The sequence below is a fragment of the Sphingopyxis sp. GW247-27LB genome (assembly GCF_002277025.1).
Lineage (GTDB): Bacteria > Pseudomonadota > Alphaproteobacteria > Sphingomonadales > Sphingomonadaceae > Sphingopyxis.
On the sequence record NZ_NIWD01000009.1, the window covers coordinates 305,829 to 325,477 of the forward strand.

The 19,649-nt window shown below is 64.3% G+C and carries 12 protein-coding genes and 1 tRNA gene; 5 read left to right on the forward strand and 8 right to left on the reverse strand.

Annotation, left to right across the window (positions count from 1 at the left end; all coding sequences use genetic code 11):
• Positions 1 to 83 precede the first annotated feature (83 nt).
• Together CD928_RS13880 and CD928_RS13885 are read right to left on the reverse strand one after the other, a co-directional pair.
• Positions 84 to 2,765 (reverse strand): TonB-dependent receptor, encoded by a 2,682-nt coding sequence (locus tag CD928_RS13880; protein ID WP_095387693.1) that lies wholly within the window; start codon positions 2,763 to 2,765, stop codon positions 84 to 86.
• An 80-nt stretch (positions 2,766 to 2,845) separates the two neighbouring features.
• The gene (locus CD928_RS13885; protein ID WP_095387694.1) at positions 2,846 to 4,411 is read right to left on the reverse strand and encodes a hypothetical protein; all 1,566 of its coding nucleotides are present in this window, start codon (positions 4,409 to 4,411) and stop codon (positions 2,846 to 2,848) included.
• 314 nt (positions 4,412 to 4,725) lie between these two features.
• On the opposite strand from CD928_RS13885, the gene CD928_RS13890 reads away from it, so the two are divergent.
• Positions 4,726 to 4,812: transfer RNA gene (locus tag CD928_RS13890), tRNA-Leu, on the forward strand.
• 297 nt (positions 4,813 to 5,109) lie between these two features.
• Here CD928_RS13890 and CD928_RS13895 read toward each other — a convergent pair.
• The 4 genes from CD928_RS13895 to CD928_RS13910 all read right to left on the reverse strand — a co-directional run bounded on the left by CD928_RS13895 (position 5,110) and on the right by CD928_RS13910 (position 11,107).
• Positions 5,110 to 8,469, reverse strand: coding sequence for a TonB-dependent receptor (locus tag CD928_RS13895; protein ID WP_255247172.1), 3,360 nt, complete (start codon positions 8,467 to 8,469; stop codon positions 5,110 to 5,112).
• Positions 8,470 to 8,560: 91 nt separating this feature from the next.
• Positions 8,561 to 9,517: a FecR domain-containing protein gene (locus tag CD928_RS13900; RefSeq protein ID WP_095387695.1), complete on the reverse strand. Its 957-nt coding sequence runs from the start codon at positions 9,515 to 9,517 to the stop codon at positions 8,561 to 8,563.
• Positions 9,514 to 10,041: an RNA polymerase sigma factor gene (locus CD928_RS13905; RefSeq protein WP_255247173.1), complete on the reverse strand. Its 528-nt coding sequence runs from the start codon at positions 10,039 to 10,041 to the stop codon at positions 9,514 to 9,516. Before CD928_RS13905 ends, CD928_RS13900 begins: the two co-directional genes overlap by 4 nt.
• A 199-nt stretch (positions 10,042 to 10,240) precedes the next feature.
• Positions 10,241 to 11,107, reverse strand: a complete 867-nt coding sequence (locus CD928_RS13910) for a LysR family transcriptional regulator (protein ID WP_095387696.1) — start codon at positions 11,105 to 11,107, stop codon at positions 10,241 to 10,243.
• A gap of 144 nt (positions 11,108 to 11,251) precedes the next feature.
• Here CD928_RS13910 and CD928_RS13915 point away from each other — a divergent pair, with 144 nt between their 5' ends.
• The 3 genes from CD928_RS13915 to CD928_RS13925 all read left to right on the forward strand — a co-directional run bounded on the left by CD928_RS13915 (position 11,252) and on the right by CD928_RS13925 (position 15,192).
• Positions 11,252 to 11,731 (forward strand): nucleoside deaminase, encoded by a 480-nt coding sequence (locus tag CD928_RS13915; RefSeq protein WP_095387697.1) that lies wholly within the window; start codon positions 11,252 to 11,254, stop codon positions 11,729 to 11,731.
• Complete coding sequence (locus CD928_RS13920; protein WP_095387698.1) at positions 11,728 to 12,957, forward strand: cyanate transporter; 1,230 nt, start codon at positions 11,728 to 11,730, stop codon at positions 12,955 to 12,957. Before CD928_RS13915 ends, CD928_RS13920 begins: the two co-directional genes overlap by 4 nt.
• A 252-nt stretch (positions 12,958 to 13,209) precedes the next feature.
• A complete protein-coding gene (locus CD928_RS13925; RefSeq protein WP_095387699.1) occupies positions 13,210 to 15,192 on the forward strand; it encodes a site-specific integrase in 1,983 nt (660 codons plus the stop codon).
• 620 nt (positions 15,193 to 15,812) lie between these two features.
• Here the strand turns inward: CD928_RS13925 and CD928_RS13930 are convergent.
• A complete protein-coding gene (locus CD928_RS13930; RefSeq protein ID WP_095387700.1) occupies positions 15,813 to 16,850 on the reverse strand; it encodes an IS110 family transposase in 1,038 nt (345 codons plus the stop codon).
• Positions 16,851 to 17,175: 325 nt separating this feature from the next.
• Positions 17,176 to 18,765 (reverse strand): RNA repair transcriptional activator RtcR, encoded by a 1,590-nt coding sequence (gene rtcR, locus CD928_RS13935; protein ID WP_095387701.1) that lies wholly within the window; start codon positions 18,763 to 18,765, stop codon positions 17,176 to 17,178.
• Positions 18,766 to 19,023: 258 nt separating this feature from the next.
• On the opposite strand from rtcR, the gene CD928_RS13940 reads away from it, so the two are divergent.
• Positions 19,024 to 19,581, forward strand: a complete 558-nt coding sequence (locus tag CD928_RS13940; protein ID WP_255247174.1) for a hypothetical protein — start codon at positions 19,024 to 19,026, stop codon at positions 19,579 to 19,581.
• Positions 19,582 to 19,649: the final 68 nt, after the last annotated feature.

Sequence of the window (19,649 nt, forward strand, 5' to 3'; positions counted from 1 at the left end):
CAGCGGGTGGGGTGCATCGGCCTTGCGCAAGGCCGATGCACCCCACCCCAACCCTTCCCCTGAAGGGGAGGGGCTAAAAGGCGTCAGAACTTCACCGACGCGCTCAGCGAGAAGCTGCGTCCCAGCTTGTAGCGGTTGAAGTAGATGCGATTGTCGCCCGCTTCCTGCACTTCCTTGTAGCTGCGGCCGGTCAGATTGCGCGCCTCGAACTTCAGTTCGATCTCCTTGCCCATCAGCTGCAATCCCTGACGCGCGACGAAATCGAGCGAGATGCCCGGCTTTTCGAGGAGGTCGGGCTGCCCCGAAGGGCCGCGGCTGGTGACGCGCGGGCTGGCATAGGTGAGGAGCAGGGTCTGCTGCGACAGCCGGTCGGTGTCCTCGAGCCCGATTTGGACGTTGACCAGATGGTCCGACTGGCCGGTGAGCGGCGAGCCGTCGAAGAAATAATCGCCCGCATCGTGCACCACGCCGTTGATCGTGGTGGTGTCGCCGTCGCGGACCTGAATGTCCGACTTGGTATAGGTGTAGTTGCCGATCAGCACGAGGCGGCGGCTCTGCCAGAAGGCCGCATCCGACATGGTATCGAGCGGGATATATTTCTGCAGCTCGAACTCGGCGCCATAGAGCGTCGCCTTGGGGGCGTTCGCATAGCTGGTGTTCACCGAGGAATCGGAGATCGAGGTATAGGCCTCGATCGGATTGTCGATCGACTTGTAGAAGGCGGCCGCCGAGAAGCGCTGGTCGCGGTCGAAATACCATTCGTAGCGCGCCTCGGCATTCCACAGGGTGCTGTCGGTCAGCGAGGGGTTGCCGCGGAACAGGCGGTTCGATTCGGGATCCTGATAGACCTGCGCGACCAGTTCGCGGAACTGCGGGCGCGCGATCGTCTTCGACCCGTTCAGGCGAAGCTGCATGTCGGGCGCGACTTCCCAGGTCAGGGTGATCGCGGGCAGCCAATAGTCGTTCTTGAGGTTGGTCGGGACGATCGCCGACGAACCGCTGTTGAACAGGTCGATCGGAGCGACCGTCTGCTTCGCGTCCTCGTAGCGCACGCCGGCGTTGACATTCAGCCCCGCCATCAGTTCGGCCTGGAGCTGGGCATAGCCCGCGTGGGTGGTAAGGTTGGCGTCGAACGCCGCGGTGCCGTCCTGCGCCGAGGTTTCGAGCAGCGTGATGTCGTAGAGCTGGATGGTCGCGTCGGAGAGGAGATAGTCGGGGCGCAGCTGCTGCACCGCGACCGGCAGGTTCGAAGCGCGGTACTGGAACGAGCGGCGCGACGAGACGCGGTGCGTGTCGCTATAGGCGTAGCCGACCGTCGCGGTGAGCTGTGGCGCGAGTTCGTAGGAGAGGTCGACGCCGCCCGACCACAGATCCTCGTTGAGGTCCGAAAAGGCGATCGTCGCGTCGCCCTTGTTGCCACCGAGGTCGTTGACGAACTTGTCGCCGGTCGGGTCCTGCTCGACGGGAAGATTGGTGCGGACATAGGTGAAGCTGCGCTCATAGGGCGCCTCGCGCTGCGAATTGGCGTAGCCGCCGCGCAGGTCGACGCTCAGCCGGTCGAACTTGAATTCGCCCACCAGCTGCGTGTTGATGAGCTGGCGTTCGTACCAGGCCGTATCCTGCTTCATGATGTCGCGGTCGGACTGGTTGCGGTCGGTGCCGAGCGCGAGCCGTGCCTGTTTCAGCGTGTCGCGGATATAGAGGCTGGTCCAGCGGATCTTCTGGTCGCCGAGTTCGAGCCCGAAACCGAGCAGGCCGTTCACCACGACGCGGTTGTCGGTGACGACGCGGTTATAGCTCGTCTGCGGATCGCCCGACAGGTCGGCGTTGACCGACGTCTGCTGCAGCGTGTCGCGCGTCCGCCACTTGTTGCTGATCCCCGCGGTCGCGATGATGCCGAGCTCGCCGTCGGGCAGCGCGATCGTCGTGCCGCCGGTGAGGCCGGCCGACCAGTTCACCGGGATATGATTATTCTGCTGGAGCAGCGTCGTCGGCGCGTTGACGAGATCCATCGCGATCGCTTCGAGATCGTCGTCGCTGAAATCGGCGCCCTCGAGGATCGGCTTGCCGCTGGCGAGCGCGGCGGCGAGCGAGTGCGGAATGTCGCGCGTGCCGTCGTCGAAGCCGGTCCAGTCGGTGTCGCTGCCATAATAGGTGTAGCCGAGCTGGTTCGTCGTCTCGCTGTCCCAGCCGATCCCGCCCGACACGGTGAGGAAGGTCTCGCGCGGGCTCGCCTTGGTCGTGAGGTTGATCACGCCGCCGCCGAATTCGCCCGGGAAATTCACCGAATAGCTTTTCTGGACCAGCGTCGAATCGATGACGTTCGAGGGAAAGATGTCGAGCGGAACCACGCGCTTCAGCGGTTCGGGGCTGGGCAGCGGAGAACCGTTCAGAAGCGCGAGCGAATAGCGGTCGCCGAGACCGCGGACATAGACGAAGCCGCCGCCGACCACGCTGAGGCCGGTGACGCGCTGGAGCGAGCCCGAGATGTCGCCTTCGCCGGTGCGGGCGATGTCGGCCGACGACAGCACCGAGACCACCTCGGGCGTCGCGCGCACGACATTGGGGGTGAAGCGGCCGGTGACGACGATCTCCTGGCCGCTGCCGCCCGGGATCGAGACGTCGCCCTGCTCGTCTTCCTGCGGCGCGGGTTCGTCGGCGGCCGGGGACGCCGGCTCGGCGGCGGCGTCCTGGGCCAGCGCCGCGGGCGCGACGAGAGCGGAGCTGAGAAGGAGCAGGCTGGCGAAGATCGGCCGCTTGGTCATGTTGAATGTCCCTGAGACTATGCAAGGAAGGGAGCGGGCCGCCCTCGGGCGCGCCCGCTCCCCGAATGGATCGCGGGCGATCAGGTGGTCGGCAGGCTGGCGCAGCTGCCGCTGCTGGCGCCGAAGCTCGCGGTCGCCGAATTGCAGGTCCAGCCCTGATACCAGGTGTCGCTGGCGTCGCGGACCGCGCCGACATAGGCGGTGGTGTCGAAGAAGCTGTTCAGCGTCTTGGCATCGAAGGCGGAGAAGCCAGACTCGGTCGCGCCGTTGATGAAGGTACCGGTCAGGCTGGGCGCATAATCGAAGCGGTTGTTCGTGCCCGCGGTGAAGATCGTCTGCACCTCGGTATCGGTGACCGCCGGGCTGCCGCCGCCGCGGAAGGGACGGCTGCCGCACTTCACCGAGACCGAGAAGAACTTCGGCGGCCCCTGCTCGTCGGCGCCCGTCGTCTGCGTCGTCGAGGTGCTGTCGATGCGGATGCACGACGTATCCGAGGTGATCAGGCCGTTGACGAACGTATAGTCGGCACCGCCGCGGATGCGGATCGCGGCGGCGTTGCTCGCCGCGGCGTTGCGATGGATGAAGGTGAAGTTGGAGATCGTCACATTCTGGCGCGGCACCGCATTCTCGTTGCCGTCCGAGTCGATTTCCATCATCGAGTCGCCGACCGAACCGCCGGCCCGCTGCACCGCGATCGCGTACTGGATATTGCCCTTGTAGCCGACGTCGGTGTCGAAGCTGTCGTCCTCGGCGCCGGTCACGACCATATATTTGAAGTTCGGACGGCCGCCGAAGACTTCCATGCCGTCGTCCGAGCTGTTGTGGATCTGGATATGGTCGAACTGGGTGCCCGAGCCGACGCCCGACGGGGTCAGGCCCTGCAGTTCCTTGTCGGCGCTGAGGATGAAGCCCGAATAGCGGATCTGGACATAGGACAGGCGCCCCGAATTATCCGCCGGCTGGGCGCCGCCGTAGAGCGCGTTCGACGTGCCTTCGGTATCGCGTTCGCACGCGACGGTGCCTTCGGCGGCGCCCGGCGCGAGACAGTCGGTGACCGGCGCGCGGCCGAGCAGGATGATCCCGCCCCAGAGCTGCGAGGTGTTGTCGGTCGCCGTGCCGACGATGTTGCCGCGGCCGGTGAAAATGATCGGCTGGGTCGCGGTGCCGACCGCGTCGATGCGGTTGCCGCGGTTGACCGCGAGATAGGAGACGCCGGTCGAACCGAAGACGATGACGCCCGGGTCGATCGTCAGCGTCACGACATTGTTCGTGCTCGCGGCGCCCTGGTCGGTGCCGACGTCGACGCGGCCGGGCAGCGAATAGACGACGCCCGCGACCTTCGGAATGGCGGTCGACGCGTTGAAGCGCGACGGGAAGCCGCAATTGCGCCACGTGCCCTCGGGACCCGAAATGGTACCGAGATCGCTGAGCTGGTCGCTGCCCGGGATGGTCGGGCAATTCGCGGCGGGGGTGACGCCGGTCGGGGTCGGGGTCGGCGTGGGGGTCGGCGTCGGGGTGGGGGTCGGCGTCGGAATGACGATCACGCCTTCACCAGGCGATGCGACGCCGTCGGCCCCGCAGGCCGCCAGAATGGAACAGGCCACGCCGCTGAGCATGACCAAACGAACGCGTGCGAAAGCCGCCATGAAAATCTCCGTTCCCGGTGCACGCCCGCCGGACGGGCGCCCCTGATGAAAAAGCCACCGGCAGACGGGCAAGGGATTGGCCCCGCGCCCCCGGTGTCGCCGCCACTAGGGTGATTCGATGACGCTCTGACGGTAGAGCGATGACAGTATGGAGACTCTTCGGGGTCGCTTTGGTGACAGCGGCCAGAGCCGCGCCTTTCGCGCCTTCGCGCATGCAATGAAGAAATGCGGCCAAGCTCGCTTGCATCGCCCGGAAAGCTTTGCTAGGCGCCCGCTCCTACCTGGTACCGGATGCGTCCGGACCATCATGATGTGCGGTCGTGGCGGAACTGGTAGACGCGCAACGTTGAGGTCGTTGTGGCCGAAAGGCCGTGGAAGTTCGAGTCTTCTCGACCGCACCATTATCCCTTGGAAAACAAGGACTTTTCAAAAATTGTCGACGTGGGATGCCTTCGACCGAGGCTCCCCTTCGTCATTGTAACCCGGCCTCGCGCCCCACGCGCAAGAAGGCCGCTACCCCGTGCCTGGAAGGACGGGATAGCGACCAGTTATCCCCAGGGGAGGGGATCGCGATAAATATACGACCCCTCTCCTCGACGGGCCTTCTCGAATCCGCTCTGCCGCTTCTTTCAAAAAAGAACGGGCCGATGCCTGCCTGGGTAGCAGGCATCGGCCCGAGGCTGCCCTGTGGAGAGGAGCTAGAACTTCTTCGCGATGCTGAACCCGATGATCCGCGGATCGAGGGTGAAGACGTTGGTCGTCAGGCCCGTGTCGTCAGAGTTCAGGAAGGCGTCGGTGAGCGGGGTCGAGTTGAAGACATTCTTCACATAGGCTTCGAACGTCAGATCCTCGGGACCATCGATGCGGAGCGACAGGTTGAAGTTGGTCCAGTCGCGCAGCCGGTCATAGGGCGCGAGATTGTAGACGCGTGCCCAGCTCTTTGCCTGCCAATAGGCGTCGCCACGGATCGTGGCGCTCCAGTCCTGATCGAAGTCGACCGTATATTGAGCGCCGAAATTGGCGGTCCAGCGCGGCGAATTGGGCAGTTCGTTGCCGCTGAGGTCCGCGCGCAGACCCGCTCCGCCGTTGAGTTCGGGATAATTGGCGGGATCATATTGCGCACCGCCAAAGGCGGAGTCGGGGATGTTCGAGCCGATATAGCCGCCGATCAGCCCACGGACGCCGCCACACATGCCGTAAAATTGCGCGATGCCGTTATTCGGGCGCGCCGCCCAATCCGCCGCGACATGAGTCGGGAGGACGCAATTAGACGGTAGCTGCATCCAGGGCCGTACCAGCGTATAGTCGGGATTACCCTGGGTGCGGTTCATGATGTCGATCGAGGTTTCGCCCTTCCCGATCTTCGTGCGCAGATAGCCGATATTGGCGTTGAGCCGAAGATTGCGCGTCGGTGCGAACACCGTCTCGAATTCGAGTCCCCAGACCTTGGCGTCGAAATTCTCGTTCACCGCCGTCCGGTCCCTGATCTGCGAGACCTGATAATCCTTATAGTCATAATAGAAGGCGGTGGCGTTGAAGGTCAGCGCCCCGTTAAGCAGGATATTTTTGGAACCGATTTCAAAGGCATCGACGAATTCGGGCTCGAATGTGGGGCCATATTCCACGCCGGTCAGAGAGAGCACCGGTAGCTGGTTGAACAATTCGATGAAGTCGAGCGTGGATTGTAGGACGCCATCGGCGATGGCGTTGGCGAGCCACTCTTCCTTGGTCGCGAAGTCCGGGCTGGGCGGATTGGCACCGCCGCCCTTATACCCTCTTGAGTAGAAGGCATAGAGCATCGTGTCGTCGGTAAAGCCCAGCTCGGGCTTCCAGTCGAGGCCGATGCGCCCCGTCCACTCGCCCCACTTCTGCTTGATCGGCGGATCTTCGGGATATCCGGCCGAGACGTTGCCGCCGCCGATCAAAGAGCGTGCCAGCAGAACTTGCGACGGCACGGGGGTGAAGGTCTTGCGATCCTCGGTGTAGCGAAAACCCGCCGTCAGTTTCAGGTCGTCGCGGATATTATAATAGGCTTCGCCGAACAGCGCCGTGGATTTGAGCTTGTACGGGTTTTTGGAACGGAAATAATTATGTCCGTTGCCGTCGATACTCTCGACCGGATTGGGATCGACATAGGGGCACATCGCTTGCGGATCGCTCGCGGGGACCGGCAATGCGCTTCCGGTGTTTCCCCCATTCAGCGTATTCGACCCCTGGCACACGTTGGGATCCCAATCCTGGCCGAACGGAGGATAAAATCCCGCACCCCACGCCGTGGCGGTCAGCACGTTGAACATCACATAATAGTCGGTCAGCGTTTTGAACCGCGTGTAATTGACACCGGCGCTGAAGTTGAACGGACCGTCGAACGACGATTGCAGCCGGAACTCCTGGTTGAACTGCTTCGACTTGGACTGGCTGATGTCAAAACCCGCAATTGTGTCGGTACAACCGATCTGCGGATCGCAGAAAATGCCGCCCGGAATCAGATCATGGTAGGGACTGGGCGGAGGATTCAGGACCCCACCTTGAAGAAGCGGCGTCGTGTCGGTGAAAACCGGCAGACTTTTGAAGCGATTATAGTCTTGGAACGAATAGACCCGGTCGGAATTGAAGGCCGTCTGGGACGTAAATGTCAGGGCCGGGGTGATATCCATATCGAGGTTGAACTGGAGAAGGTCCGCCTTCGCCCGATATCGCGGATCGCGGATGGAATCGATGGTGCGCAGGTCACGCGATTGTTTGAGACCGCCGTAAGGATCGACGGGTTGGATGACGCCCACCAAATTGCCGGTGACCGGATCGATACCGATACCCTGTCCGGCATCCTTCAGCGCAACCGCACCCAGAATGAAGCTGTAGGATAGCCCGTTCGGCGTGTCGAACGCGCCGTCGTCGTAAAGGCTTCCGGGCTTGCATCCCTGCCCGAACAGCGCGCGTCGGATTTCGACGCTGCCATAGATATTCGCCCCATCGGCGAGGTCCACCCCCCCGACATGGGTCGGCCCGTCGTCGCGGTGGCAAAGCTGCTTGCCGGTGCGCGAGCGATTGTCGTTCTCGTTGAAGCGTTCCCAGATCAGATTGGCGCGGAACCACGGTGCCGGTTCGAAGGCGACCGTCGTGCGGAGCGACCAGAGATCGCGGCCGTTGATGTGATTCTTGGTCGTCGCATTATAGTCATAGCCGCTGCGCTGGGTCATCGACCCCGCGACGCGGACGGCCAGCACATCTTCGACCAGCGGCACGTTGAGCATGGCGAGCAGGCGGCGGCTGTTGTAGTTGCCGACCTCGCCCTTGATATTCCCTTCGAACCCGCCGAAATCGGGCTTGGCGGTGATCAGGTTGACGACGCCGCCGGTCGCGTTGCGGCCATAGAGCGTCCCCTGCGGCCCGCGCAGCACCTCGACGCGCTCCATGTCGAAAAATTCCTGTTCGAAGAAGCGGTTGTGGATCAGGCCACTGTTGTTGAAGGAAACGGCAACGCCGGGATCGCTGGTCGCGGAGACCGCCTTGGTACCGACGCCGCGGATCGAGAGGTTGTAACCCGTGAAGTTCGACTTGCTGAACGTCAGGTTCGGCACCGCGCGCATGATGTCGGGGCCGCCCTCGATCTTCTGCTCTTCCAGCGTCTTCTGCGACAGCGCGGTGACCGCGATCGGCACGTCCTGTACCGATTCCACCCGTTTTTGCGCGGTGACGACAATTTCGTTGGCGGCGTAGCCGTCGTCGGCCGCGGCCTGCGGTTCGGCGGTGCGGACGACCGACCAGGTCTGCGCCCCGGTGCGGCGGGCGGTCAGGCCGGTGCCTTTCAGTAGCGCCGCGAGCGCCTGTTCGGCCGTCATGTCGCCGCGGACGGCGTTGACCTGCTTGCCCTCGGTATCCTTGCGCGCGGCGACGATCTGGATGTCGGCCTGCCGCCCCAGTTCGGCGATGCCGGTGGTCGCCGACTGCGCCGGAACGTCGAAGCTCTTGACCTGTGCAAAGGCCGGCGTCGCGGTCGCGGCGCAGACGATCGCGGTCGTGGCCATGAAGGCGCTGCGGCCGATTCCCATCCCCATGTTTCCCTCCCATGCCGGGCGCTCCTTTTGGGCGCCTTCGACCTTTCAAGAGTCCCGAACCGCGATTTTCCTTCGGTTTGACGGAAAGTTTTTAGCGCGCCGGACTGCCGATGCGGATTTGCGCCGGATCGGACAGATCGACAGGAACGCCGAGGGTGATGCGAACCGCCTGCGCAAAGCCTTCGGGATCGTCGGTGCGGAACACGCCGTCGAGCCGCTCGCCCGCGATGGCGGGATCGGCGATGGCGAGCCGCCGCTGATTGTAGCGATTGAATTCGGCGACCGCGCTGTCGAGGCGGTCGCCGGCGAGATCGACCTTGCCGCTGCGCCACGCGAGCGCGCGGTCGATCGCCGATGGCGCGGCCGGCTGCTGAACGATCGCCGCATCGTCGGCGATAAAGCCGCGCGCGCCGGCCCTGAGACGGACGCGATGCCCCTCGGCACCGTCGGCCCAGACCTCGACCTCGCCTTCGGTGACGAGCACGTCGGCGCCGCCCGCGCGCCGGCGCACCGAAAAGGCGGTGCCGACCGCGCGAACGCGGGCGCGGCCCGCCGCGACGACGAAGGGGCGCTGTTTGTCCTTGGCGACCTGGAACCAGGCTTCGCCCTGTTCGACCCGCACATGGCGCGCCGCGTCGTCCAGCTTCACCTCGATGGTGCTGGCGGTGTTGATCGCGGCGATCGAGCCGTCAGCGAGCGGCACGCGCCGGATTTCGCCCACCGAGGTCGCATAGCTCGTTCCGCCGCCGAGCATTAACGCGCCCGCGAAAGAGGCGGCGATGGCGGCCCCGCCGCCCGCGAGCAGGTTCCGGCGACTGGGCCATTTGCGCCGTTCCGGCGTGTCGAACTGCCCGGCCTGCGCCGGACGCGGCGGATCGAACGTCATCCACGCCGCCTGCGCGCGCAGCAGCGCGCCGGAATGGCGCGGGTCGCGCGCGAGCCAGTCCCGCAGTTCCCGCTCCTGCGCGTCGGACCAGTCGTCGCGGTCCATCCGCGCGACATGGCGCGCGGCCTCGATATCGATGTCGCTGGGGCGGCGCCGCGTCATGTCCGCTGCTCCCGGTCATCGTTCATGCGCGCCTCGGCCTCGGCCTCACCGTCGCGCCAGGCGCGCTGGACGGCCTGCACGCCGCGGAAGATCTCGTTCTCGACGATGCTTTCGCTCACGCCGAGCCGCTCGGCGATCTCGCGCTGCGAAAGCCCTTCGATCTTTCGCATCCGCACGATGCGGCGGCGGCGCTCCGGCAAGCTGTCGATCAGCGCCAGCATGCGGCCATAGTCGATGCGGCCGCCGGCTTCGCGCTCGGGCGAAGGGCGCAGATCGTCCTGATAGGCGTCGATCTCGGCAAAGGCCTCGATCGGCACGATCCGGGCGCGGCGCAGGCGCTGGACGAGGAGGTTGCGCGCGATCGAGAAGAAATAGGCGTCGGGGCGATCGATATGATCGACGCTTTCCAGCGCGGCGCACCGCGAATAGCTTTCCTGAATCACGTCGTCGACATCCTCCTGCGACGCATGGCGCGCGAGCCAGGCGCGCACGGCCCGCTCGTGGGGAATGACATGCTCCGTCACCCACGCGGCCCTGCGGCGCCACCGCTCGACATTCACGCTCGTCGTCGTGACCTCGTCTCTCCTCCCCGCATTTTCCTGTTTTGCACCCCCAAGAGGCGCGGGCGCGGGATTTCCTTCTTCTCCAGGCAAAATTTTTTGCCGCTGGAGAATCGGCCTGTTCCGAAGGCCGGAGCGCCCTTCCCTCCCCCTTCGTATCCGGTCAGACGCCCAAGCGGGCGCGGTGCGCCGCGTGACGATCGCTGAGCACCGAACCGATATGGTCGAGAAGCCAGCCGATCAGGCCGGAGCTTTCCCAGGAATAGGCCGAAACGACCAGCGGCGCCTCTTCCCCAAAGCCGGCATAAGGACGGATGCCGTCCCGATCCACGGCCCCCCTGGGCAGCAGCGAAAGGCCAAGGCCGGCCTCGACCGCGGTCAGGATGCTGGCAAGGCTGGTCGCGGTGAACGCGACGTACCAGTGGCGCCGCTCACGCTCGATCCGGTCGAACATCGCCTCGCGATACAGGCCGCCGGGCGGAAAGGTCACGAGCGGCACGGGTTCGCTCCAAGGGCGGGCGCGGCGCGCGCTTTCGAACCAGCCGATCGCCTCGGGAAAGCTCGCGCGACTGTCGGCGCTCGCCGTCACCTCCTTGACCACGACGATATCGAATTCCCCCGCACGAAACCGCCGCTCGAGATCGCGGCTGAGCCCCGTCGTGACGTCGAGGCGCACCTCGCGATGCGCCTCGGCAAAGCGCGCGAAGAGTTCGCCCATCGGCAAGGTCAGGATATCGTCGGGGACGCCGATGCGGATCGCCGCCGTGCCGGCGCGGTCGGACAGCAGCGTCTCCGCTTCCTGCTGCAAGGCCAATATGCGGCGGGCATAGCCGAGCAGGCGGTCCCCCGACGCCGTGGCGCGAACCGGCCTTGCCGCCCGATCGACGAGCGCCTGGCCGATCGCCTGTTCGAGCCGGGCCAGCTGCTGGCTGATCGTCGACTGGGTGCTGTGCAGCCGATCGGCGGCAAGCGTGAAGCTGCCGGTATCGATGATGGCGACAAAAGCGCGAAGAAGGCGCGGATCGAGCATCGCATCATTATAAACATGGATATTATATATTCAAACATTGCGTTTGAGAATGATTCAGCGAAACCTTATCTGAGCTGCCGGAGCGACGATCTCGGGATTGACGCACCGAGAAAGGGCGAAACGCTGACGATGGAGGAACCCGCTATGACCGATGCAACCGAAGGCTTCCTCCGCGACGCGATCGCCCTCGCGCGCGCCAATGCCCAACGCGGCGGGCGGCCCTTCGGCGCGGTGGTCGTCAAGGATGGGGTGGTCGTGGCGACCGGGGTCAACGAGATACTCGCCAGCGGCGATCCGACCGCCCATGCCGAGCTGTCGGCGCTTCGCGCCGCGAGCCGCGCGCTGGGCTCGCCCGACCTCAGCGGCTGCAAGATCTTCGCGAGCGGCCACCCCTGTCCGATGTGCATGGCGGCGATGCGCCTTTCCGGCGTTGGCGCGGTCGCCTACGCCTATTCGAACGAGGATGGCGCACCCTACGGCCTGTCGACCGCCGCCGTTTACGCCGACCTCGCAAAACCCTTTGCCGAACAATCGATGGCGATCCGCCACGTTCCGGCGGCGGCCCGGGCCGACCCCGATCTTTATGCCGACTGGCAGCGGGGGCAGCGGGCGGATCGATCATGAAAACGGCGCGCGCGCGGCTGCTGCCGCTCGCGGCCATCGCGCTGATCGGCCTCAACCTCCGGCCCTTTCTGACCGGCGTCGGGCCGCTCGCCGGCGCGATCGACGCGGCGACGGGACTGGGCCTTCAGGGCATGGCGCTGCTCACGCTGCTGCCGATGCTGCTGATGGGCGTCGGCGCCTTTGCCGGCCCGCCGCTTCAGCGCATGGTCGCGCCGCGCCGGCTGGTCGTGCTGGCGCTGGCGCTGCTCGCCGCGGGTTCGCTCCTGCGCCTGTTCGCCGCGAGCGGCGGGCTTCTGCTCGGCACCGCGCTGCTCTGCGGGCTGGGCGCGGCGATCGTCCAGGCGGTGCTTCCCGGCGTCATCAAGCGCGATTTCCCTGGGCGGGTGGCGATCGTCATGGGGCTCTATTCGGCGATGCTGATGGGCGGCGGCGCGCTCGGCGCCCAGGCGACGCCGATCCTAGCTGAGGCGTCGGGAAGCTGGCGCACCGGCCTCGCCATGCTCGCCGCGCCGGCGGTCGCCGCGCTGGCGCTGGCGCTCCGTCTGCCGCGCGACGACGCATCACACAGCGCGCGCGGCACCATGGCCGCGCTGCTGCGCCGCCCGCGCAGCTGGATGCTGATGGCCTGCTTCGGGCTGGTGAACGGCGGCTATGCGTCGGCGGTCGCGTGGCTAGCGCCCTATTATCAGGAGCAGGGCCACAGCGCCGCCGCGAGCGGCAGCCTGCTCGCCGTGCTGGCGATCGGCCAGGCGGCCGCGGCGCTGCTGCTGCCGATCGCCGCGCGCGGGCGCGACGACCGCCGCGGCTGGCTGGGGCTGACTCTCGCGATGCAGGCCATCGGCTTCGCCGGTCTGGCGTTCGCCCCGCAAGTCGCGCCGCTCGCGCTCGCCTCGCTGCTCGGCGCCGGGCTCGGCGGCTGCTTCGCGCTGATGATGATCGTCGCGCTCGACCATCTGCCCGATCCGGTCGAAGCGGGCACCTTGTCGGCATCGATGCAAGGCGGCGGCTTCATGATCGCGGCGCTGGCGCCGTGGATCGTGGCGGCGCTGCACGATCGGACCGGCGGCTTCGTCGCCGGCTGGCTGCTTCATCTCGGCTGCGCGGCGATCGTGGCGGTGCTGATCGCGCGGCTCGCGCCGTCCCGCTATGCCGGCGCCATGACAGCCGCCTCGCCCTTGCCGGCCCATGCCGACTCGGGGACGGCTTCCGGCACTTGCCGATGCTGAGGATTCGGCGGCCGCTCAATGAGCGGGGCGGGTCGTGTGACCGGGCCATCCCGGCTTGCCCATCCGCGAGCCGAACATGGTTTCAGCGGCTTTGAGGCAGAGCTCGTATCCCGAAGCGTCATGGGAGCACCGGCTGGCTGGGGCGGCAGGATACTCACCTAGTGTCCAAGCAACTAACTGAAATAAAACGGTTTCTGCCCTCATCCTCTCCGGCGTCGCCACGCCGGGGTATTTCTAAGGGGGCCACGGCCAATGACGCGCATCCAAAACAGCATCCGCAAGGATGGCACTTATTATTTCCGCCGTATCATTCGTTTAGGCGACGATAAGCCTTTCCGGATACGCATGTCGCTTCGGACGACAAATCATACACGCGCGCGCATCATGACGCCAGCGCTGGTTGTGAGGAGCGAGGCGCTACGCATGAGCATGATGCAGACAATAAGCCGGGATGGTCTGACCGCCGACCAGCGCGCCGAGATTTTCCGGCGCCAGATGCTACGCGAGCGGGACCGCCTCGAAGCCGCACACGCGCAATTGCAACTCGCCGATCTTGGCGACCAGCTTCCGGAAGAAGCGCTCGAAACCCACCTCGACTTGAGTGAAGCTGTCAGCGGCGACCTTGCCCGCAACGGCGAGACTGGCCCGCTGCTCGTGATCCGCATCCCGCCCGACGATCCCGAAACAGGCGAAGAGCCGCCGATCGAGATTCTGACCTGGGAAGATTATGTCGGCGCGCTCGCCGGCGAAGATGCGAATGCCTTGGCGCCGCTCCATCTCAGCGACCTGCAAATCCCGCTGTCGCCGCTCAATCTCCAGATGGCCAAACGTATCATCCACCAGGCCGGCGTTCGGGCGATCAAGGAATATCGCGAGATCGTCGCCAATCCCGGTGCCGCCTATCCGCCCGCCGTAATGGCTCCGCCCGTGCCCTATGTCGCGCCTGCACCGGCGCCGATCTTGTCGGCGCCACCGCCTCCTGCCGCCGCGGCCCTTGTCGACGCTACCGACGGATCCCCGTCTCCGTGGCGCACAATGTCACCGTCCGAAGCCGCAGCTGCCTTTATCGAGGCCAATCCGCGCACCGGCGGTCTTGACGGCAACGCGCGCAAGAAGGGACCGAGTTGGACCGAGAAAACCCGCGAGCAGTTCAAGCTGCCGGCGCTCCTGCTCGAGCAAATCATGGAGGGACGGCCCCTCGCCAGTGTCACGGACATCGATCTCGGCAAGCTGAACGCGCACTTCAACCGGTTGCACGGGCCCAGTTTCCGAAAGTCCCCGAAACACCGCACCATGACCATCCAGGAGATTGGGGACCAGACCGACGCGCTTGTGCAGGCGAAGAAAATTCCGGAGGAAGAAATCGGCCTTGGCATCGGCACGACGAACCGGCATTGGGGTTTTCTGCGCCAGCTCACCGACTGGTTCGCGCGTCATCAGACAATCGCGAGCCTCGATTATTCGGCCTTCATCATTGCCGATGACCGCGACCCCCGCACGCTTCGCGACACTTATTCGATCGAAGAGGGCAGACAGCTGTTCGGCTTGGCGCCATGGTCGGGGAGCGCGTCGATCAGCCGCAGGTTCGCGCCGGGCAAGACAATCGTCCACGACGCCTGTTACTTTGTGCCATTGATCGCTTGGTATACCGGCCTCAGACGTGAGGAAATTTGCGGTCTTGAACTGGCCGATATCGAGCAGGAAGATGACATCTGGCATTTCAATATCCGCGACAACACGGTTCGGAAGCTCAAGACCAAGACATCGAATCGACTGGTTCCTTTCGCGGACGAGCTCGTGCGGCTGGGCCTTCCGGACTACGTCGGGTCAATGCGCGATGCCGGGGAGACATTGCTTTTTCCCGAGCTGACCGCCGAGAGTGGCAAAGGAACGCTGGGTGATGCCTTTTACAAGCTACACTGGGGCAAAATAGCATCGCGCCTACCATTCATCGAGCGCGGACAGGCCATGCATTCATTCCGCCACACGCTGACCGACGAGCTCAAAGCCAATATGGTTGATCAAGAGGTGCGTGCGGACCTTGTTGGCCACAAGATCAGCTCGGAAACCGGCGGCCGCTATTCCAAGGCCACACGCCTCGCACATTTGCGAGATGCGGTGGCAAAGGTGCCGATGGTCACGGAGCATTTGAAACCGCAAACGATTTCGCTACTCCCGCCAGCGAAACGGAGACCTCGCCGAGCGCGGTCGCCCCGAGATATGTCCAGCAACTGAAACTTCACGTCGGCACCTGGAGCCGCCAACACCCAATCCCGCGCACCGCAAACGGTGGACTATCCTACCAAGTTGCCACCCGGTCCGCGGTCCGAAAGTCTTCGCCAGTCGATCACCATCGCCCCTCTTTATGGTGAACATGGTGATGGCCTATAGGCCGCCCTGGTCGACAGTTTACATTCAGTTGTGGCCGTGTGCTGACAGTCTTCTGTGGATGGCTCCCGCGTTGCAAGCATAAATTGACGTTCGGCGTTTTGGTCGGTTGCAGTCGTCTGTCCGGCCTGTTGATGCAGTCGGTAGGGACTGCTGGCCCTGATGGAGTCCGCGAACCCGGTCCCGATCGGCTTATCAGGCTCTCTGTGGATGGCTCCCGCGTTGCAAGCATAAATTGACGTTCGGCGTTTTGGTCGGTTGCAGTCGTCTGTCCGGCCTGTTGATGCAGTCGGTAGGGACTGCTGGCCCTGATGGAGTCCGCGAACCCGGTCCCGATCGGCTTATCAGGCTATGACGCCTTTGACTGTCCATGGGTTGTCCCGGTTCCCGGTCTGACCGGTATCGCCATCACATCGCATCGCGCTTACAACATCGTAAGGCTGATCTCCTCAGCCAAGCTCCTTCTATTATCCTTTCAGCATCGGGGCGTGATGGGCCTGATAAACTTGCCCGCGCGTCATGAGCGCCCAGGCGATCCTGGCCATCTTATTCGCCATGGCGACCGTCGCGACCCTCACGGGCTTGCGGGCCAGCAGGGCAACGAGCCGCGGGTCTGCCGTCTCAGGTTTGTATTTCGCGCGGCGGACCAATGAGGTCGCGCCGATGACCAGCAGCCGGCGCAGATACTTGTCTCCCATCTTGCTGATCCGCCCTAGCCGCTCCTTCCCGCCGCTCGACTTTTGTAGCGGCGTGAGCCCGAGCCAGGCGGCGAACTGCCGGCCCGAACGGAACTGGTGGGGATCGCTTACCGACGCCGCCAAAGCCGTTGCGCCGACCGGGCCGATACCAGGGATCGTCGAGAGGCGCTGCGCGACCTCATCGCTGCGCTGGAGCGCTGCCAGCCGAAGTTCGATCGCGTGAAGCCGCGCATGGATATCGAGTGCTTGCTGCGAGAGCATCGCTACGATCATCGCTGCATCGTCTGGCACCTCCGGTGCGCGCTCGCTGTCGACGATCTGCCGTGCCATGATCAGCGCGCGATCCCGCCCTTCCGGGATCACGATCCCAAACTCGGCGAGCAGGCTTCGGATCATGTTTATCAACTGCGTCCGCTGCCCGACGAGCAGGCTGCGACTACGATGCAGCGTCAGCGCCGCCTGCTGCTCGCGCGACTTCACCGCGACATAGCGCATCGTCGGCCGCGTGACCGCTTCACAGATTGCTTCCGCATCCACGGCATCGTTCTTCCCGCGCTTCACATATGGCTTCACATAGGCAGGCGGCATCAGCCGCACCTCGTGCCCAAGTGCGGTCAGTTCGCGCGCCCAATGGTGCGACGTCCCGCAGGCCTCGATGCCGACAAGGCACGGCCCCGTCTTCGCAAAGAAGGGCAGAAGCTGAGCACGGCGAAGCGTCTTTCGCACAACGACATCGCCCGCCGCATCAACTGCGTGAACCTGAAAAACATTCTTGGCCAGATCGAGGCCGATCGTGGTAATCTCCATGGTGGATGGCTCCTCTGCTCGGGTTTGCATGACAGCAACCCATCTTGGCACCTGGATGCCGTGAGCGGGAGCCATCCACCTCATCCGCTTTNTGCGTGAACCTGAAAAACATTCTTGGCCAGATCGAGGCCGATCGTGGTAATCTCCATGGTGGATGGCTCCTCTGCTCGGGTTTGCATGACAGCAACCCATCTTGGCACCTGGATGCCGTGAGCGGGAGCCATCCACCTCATCCGCTTTGCGGGTGAAGATTCGGATAGCGGATCTTCCAGGTTGCATCGGGAGATGCCCCATTGATCACCTTTTCGGTTAGCGCACCAAGCGTCTACTCGCCCGTAACGCTGATCCAATCGAGATCGAAGCGGGCAAGGTATTTGCGCAGTCGATCCGCGTCGTTCGTCGACCTTCGCTGCTCCCGCGAGGCGGAGAATAATTGCCGCCCCGCCGCCGACAGGCTGCCGCAGCCTCGGCAGACCCCGACGACATAAGCGAGTTGGACGCGGTCGAACGGATCGATTTGCGAGAGTCGATCTGCCGACAATAGGCCATCGAGCGCATCGCCAGCATGCTTGTCGCCCGACCAGAGCGAACGAAGCCGCGCCGACTCAAAAGCCACGGTGTCGATATCGATGCGTCCCGCGGGGCTAAGCGTTGCCATGCGCGTGATGCTGGCAGCGAGATCACGGAAATTACCGCGCCAGCGAGATCCAGGATCTTCGGCGAAGCGCAGATAGCGATCCCGCGCTTCCTTGTTGAACGTCACGCGCATGCCTTCGCGCTCGGCAAAGCGCTCGAGCTCATAGTCGAGGTTGGGGGCGATATCCTCTCGGCGCTCGGCAAGCCCCGGAAGGCTGAATGTCCAGAGGTTAAGACGGGCAAACAGGTCCTCGCGAAACCGGCCTGCCGCAACTTCGTCCACGAGATCGCGATTGGTGCCGGCGATGAGCTGGAAGTCGCTGGCCGTTTCCTTGTCGGCGCCTACCGGAAGGAAACGTCCGTCTTCGATCGCCCGCAGGATCATCGCCTGTTCGTCGAGGCCGAGCTCGCCGATCTCGTCGAGGAAGAGCACCCCTTTGTCGGCTGTCTTGAGCAGGCCCGGCCGGTCCTGGACCGCGCCAGTGAAAGCGCCTTTGCGATGTCCGAACAGTGCGGACATCGCGCTGTCGCCCTTGAGGGTCGCACAGTTGACCTCGACGAAGGCGCCGCCAATCTGGTGTCTGAGCTTTTTGAGCTCATAGATTTTGCGCGCGAGCTGGCTTTTCCCCGCGCCGGTCGGACCCATGAGGAGGATCGGCGCACGGCTGCGCACCGCGACTTGCTCAATCTCGTCGATCATACGGTTGAAGGCGGCGTTGCGGGTCTCGATGCCATTTTTGAGGAAGCTTGCGCTTTCCGCGCTCGCCTCGGCAAAGCGCGTCGCGATGCTGTCGTACCGCGACAGGTCGAGATCGATGGCGCTCCACGTCCCCACCGGCTGCGGCGCACCGCGCTGCGGCTGCGTTTGGAGCAGCTTCCCAGGCAGGTATCGCGCTTCGGTCAGCAGGAAGAGGCAGATCTGCGCAACGTGCGTACCCGTCGTGATGTGGATCAGATAGTCCTGATTGTCGGGATCGAACGGAAAGCTTCGCGCGAAGTCGAGGAGCTTCCCATAAACCTCTTCGAAGTCCCACGGATCGTCGAAGTCGAGCAGATGCGGAGCCACTTCGGTCTCAGGGGACACGTCGCGGATATCATCAGCGACATATTCGGCGAGACGGCGGTGGTAGGTGCCGTGCAGCAGTATGAAGCGATCGACCCGCAGATCTTCCTGCATGCAGATACTGACCGTCGGACGCCACTTGTTCCAACGGGAGGGGCCGAACTTGGCAGCGTCGAGCGTCGAGCCAAGGAAGCCGATGACGGTGAGCGGTTTCATAGGGACATTTTATACAGAAATATAACTAGCGATATCATTATCTCTAAATCTCTAGCATGCGAAGAGAGTACCCGTTCTTCTTCTGAATTTATTATTCATTTATATCAATTAGATGTCTGTCAAACCGATTGGCTGAGCCCATTTGGCACGCCTTCTGCAAAGCTATCTGCGTCGGGGTCACGTCACCCGGCAGAGCGGAACAGAGGGCGGCCGGAATGGGCCGGCCGCCCCAAGGTTCCAAGATCTTGGAGTTGGACGATGGCCAACAAGTCGCTTTTCTCGAGCGCCCTCGCGCGCTTTCTGCCGCGGGCCGACGCGGTGAACAACGCCGGCGGTGCGGCCTATGCCTATGGCGCCGAGGCGAAGCTCGCGCAGCTTGCCGCGACGGGCACGCTGTCGGACAGCTTCTATTCGGGGGCTGGCGCCCAGCTTGCCGACGTTCTGGAGGCCGCGCAGGCAGTCTCGCCCGATTTCGTCGCCAAGGCGGCGGTCTACGCTCGCAAGTCGGGCGCTATGAAGGATATGCCGGCATTGCTCGCCGCCTATCTGACCGTCGCCGATCCCGATCTGGCGGTGCGTGTCTTCGGCCGCGTGATCGACAATGGCCGCATGCTGCGCAACTTCGTGCAGATCATGCGCTCGGGCCAGGTCGGGCGCCGTTCGCTCGGCTCGCGTCCGAAGCGACTCGTCCGTGAGTGGCTGGAAAAGGCCTCGATGCCGCAGCTGATGGCCGCGGCTGTCAAACGGCGTTCAAAAGGGACCCCCTATCGGCGTCGAAGAGGGACCCCCTTTTCGGATATGATGCCGGTTAGTTGAGGGTCGCCTTGCGCTGCGTGCGGCGGAGGGCGGGCGTAGCCCGACCGGAGGCGCGCGCAGCGCAAGAT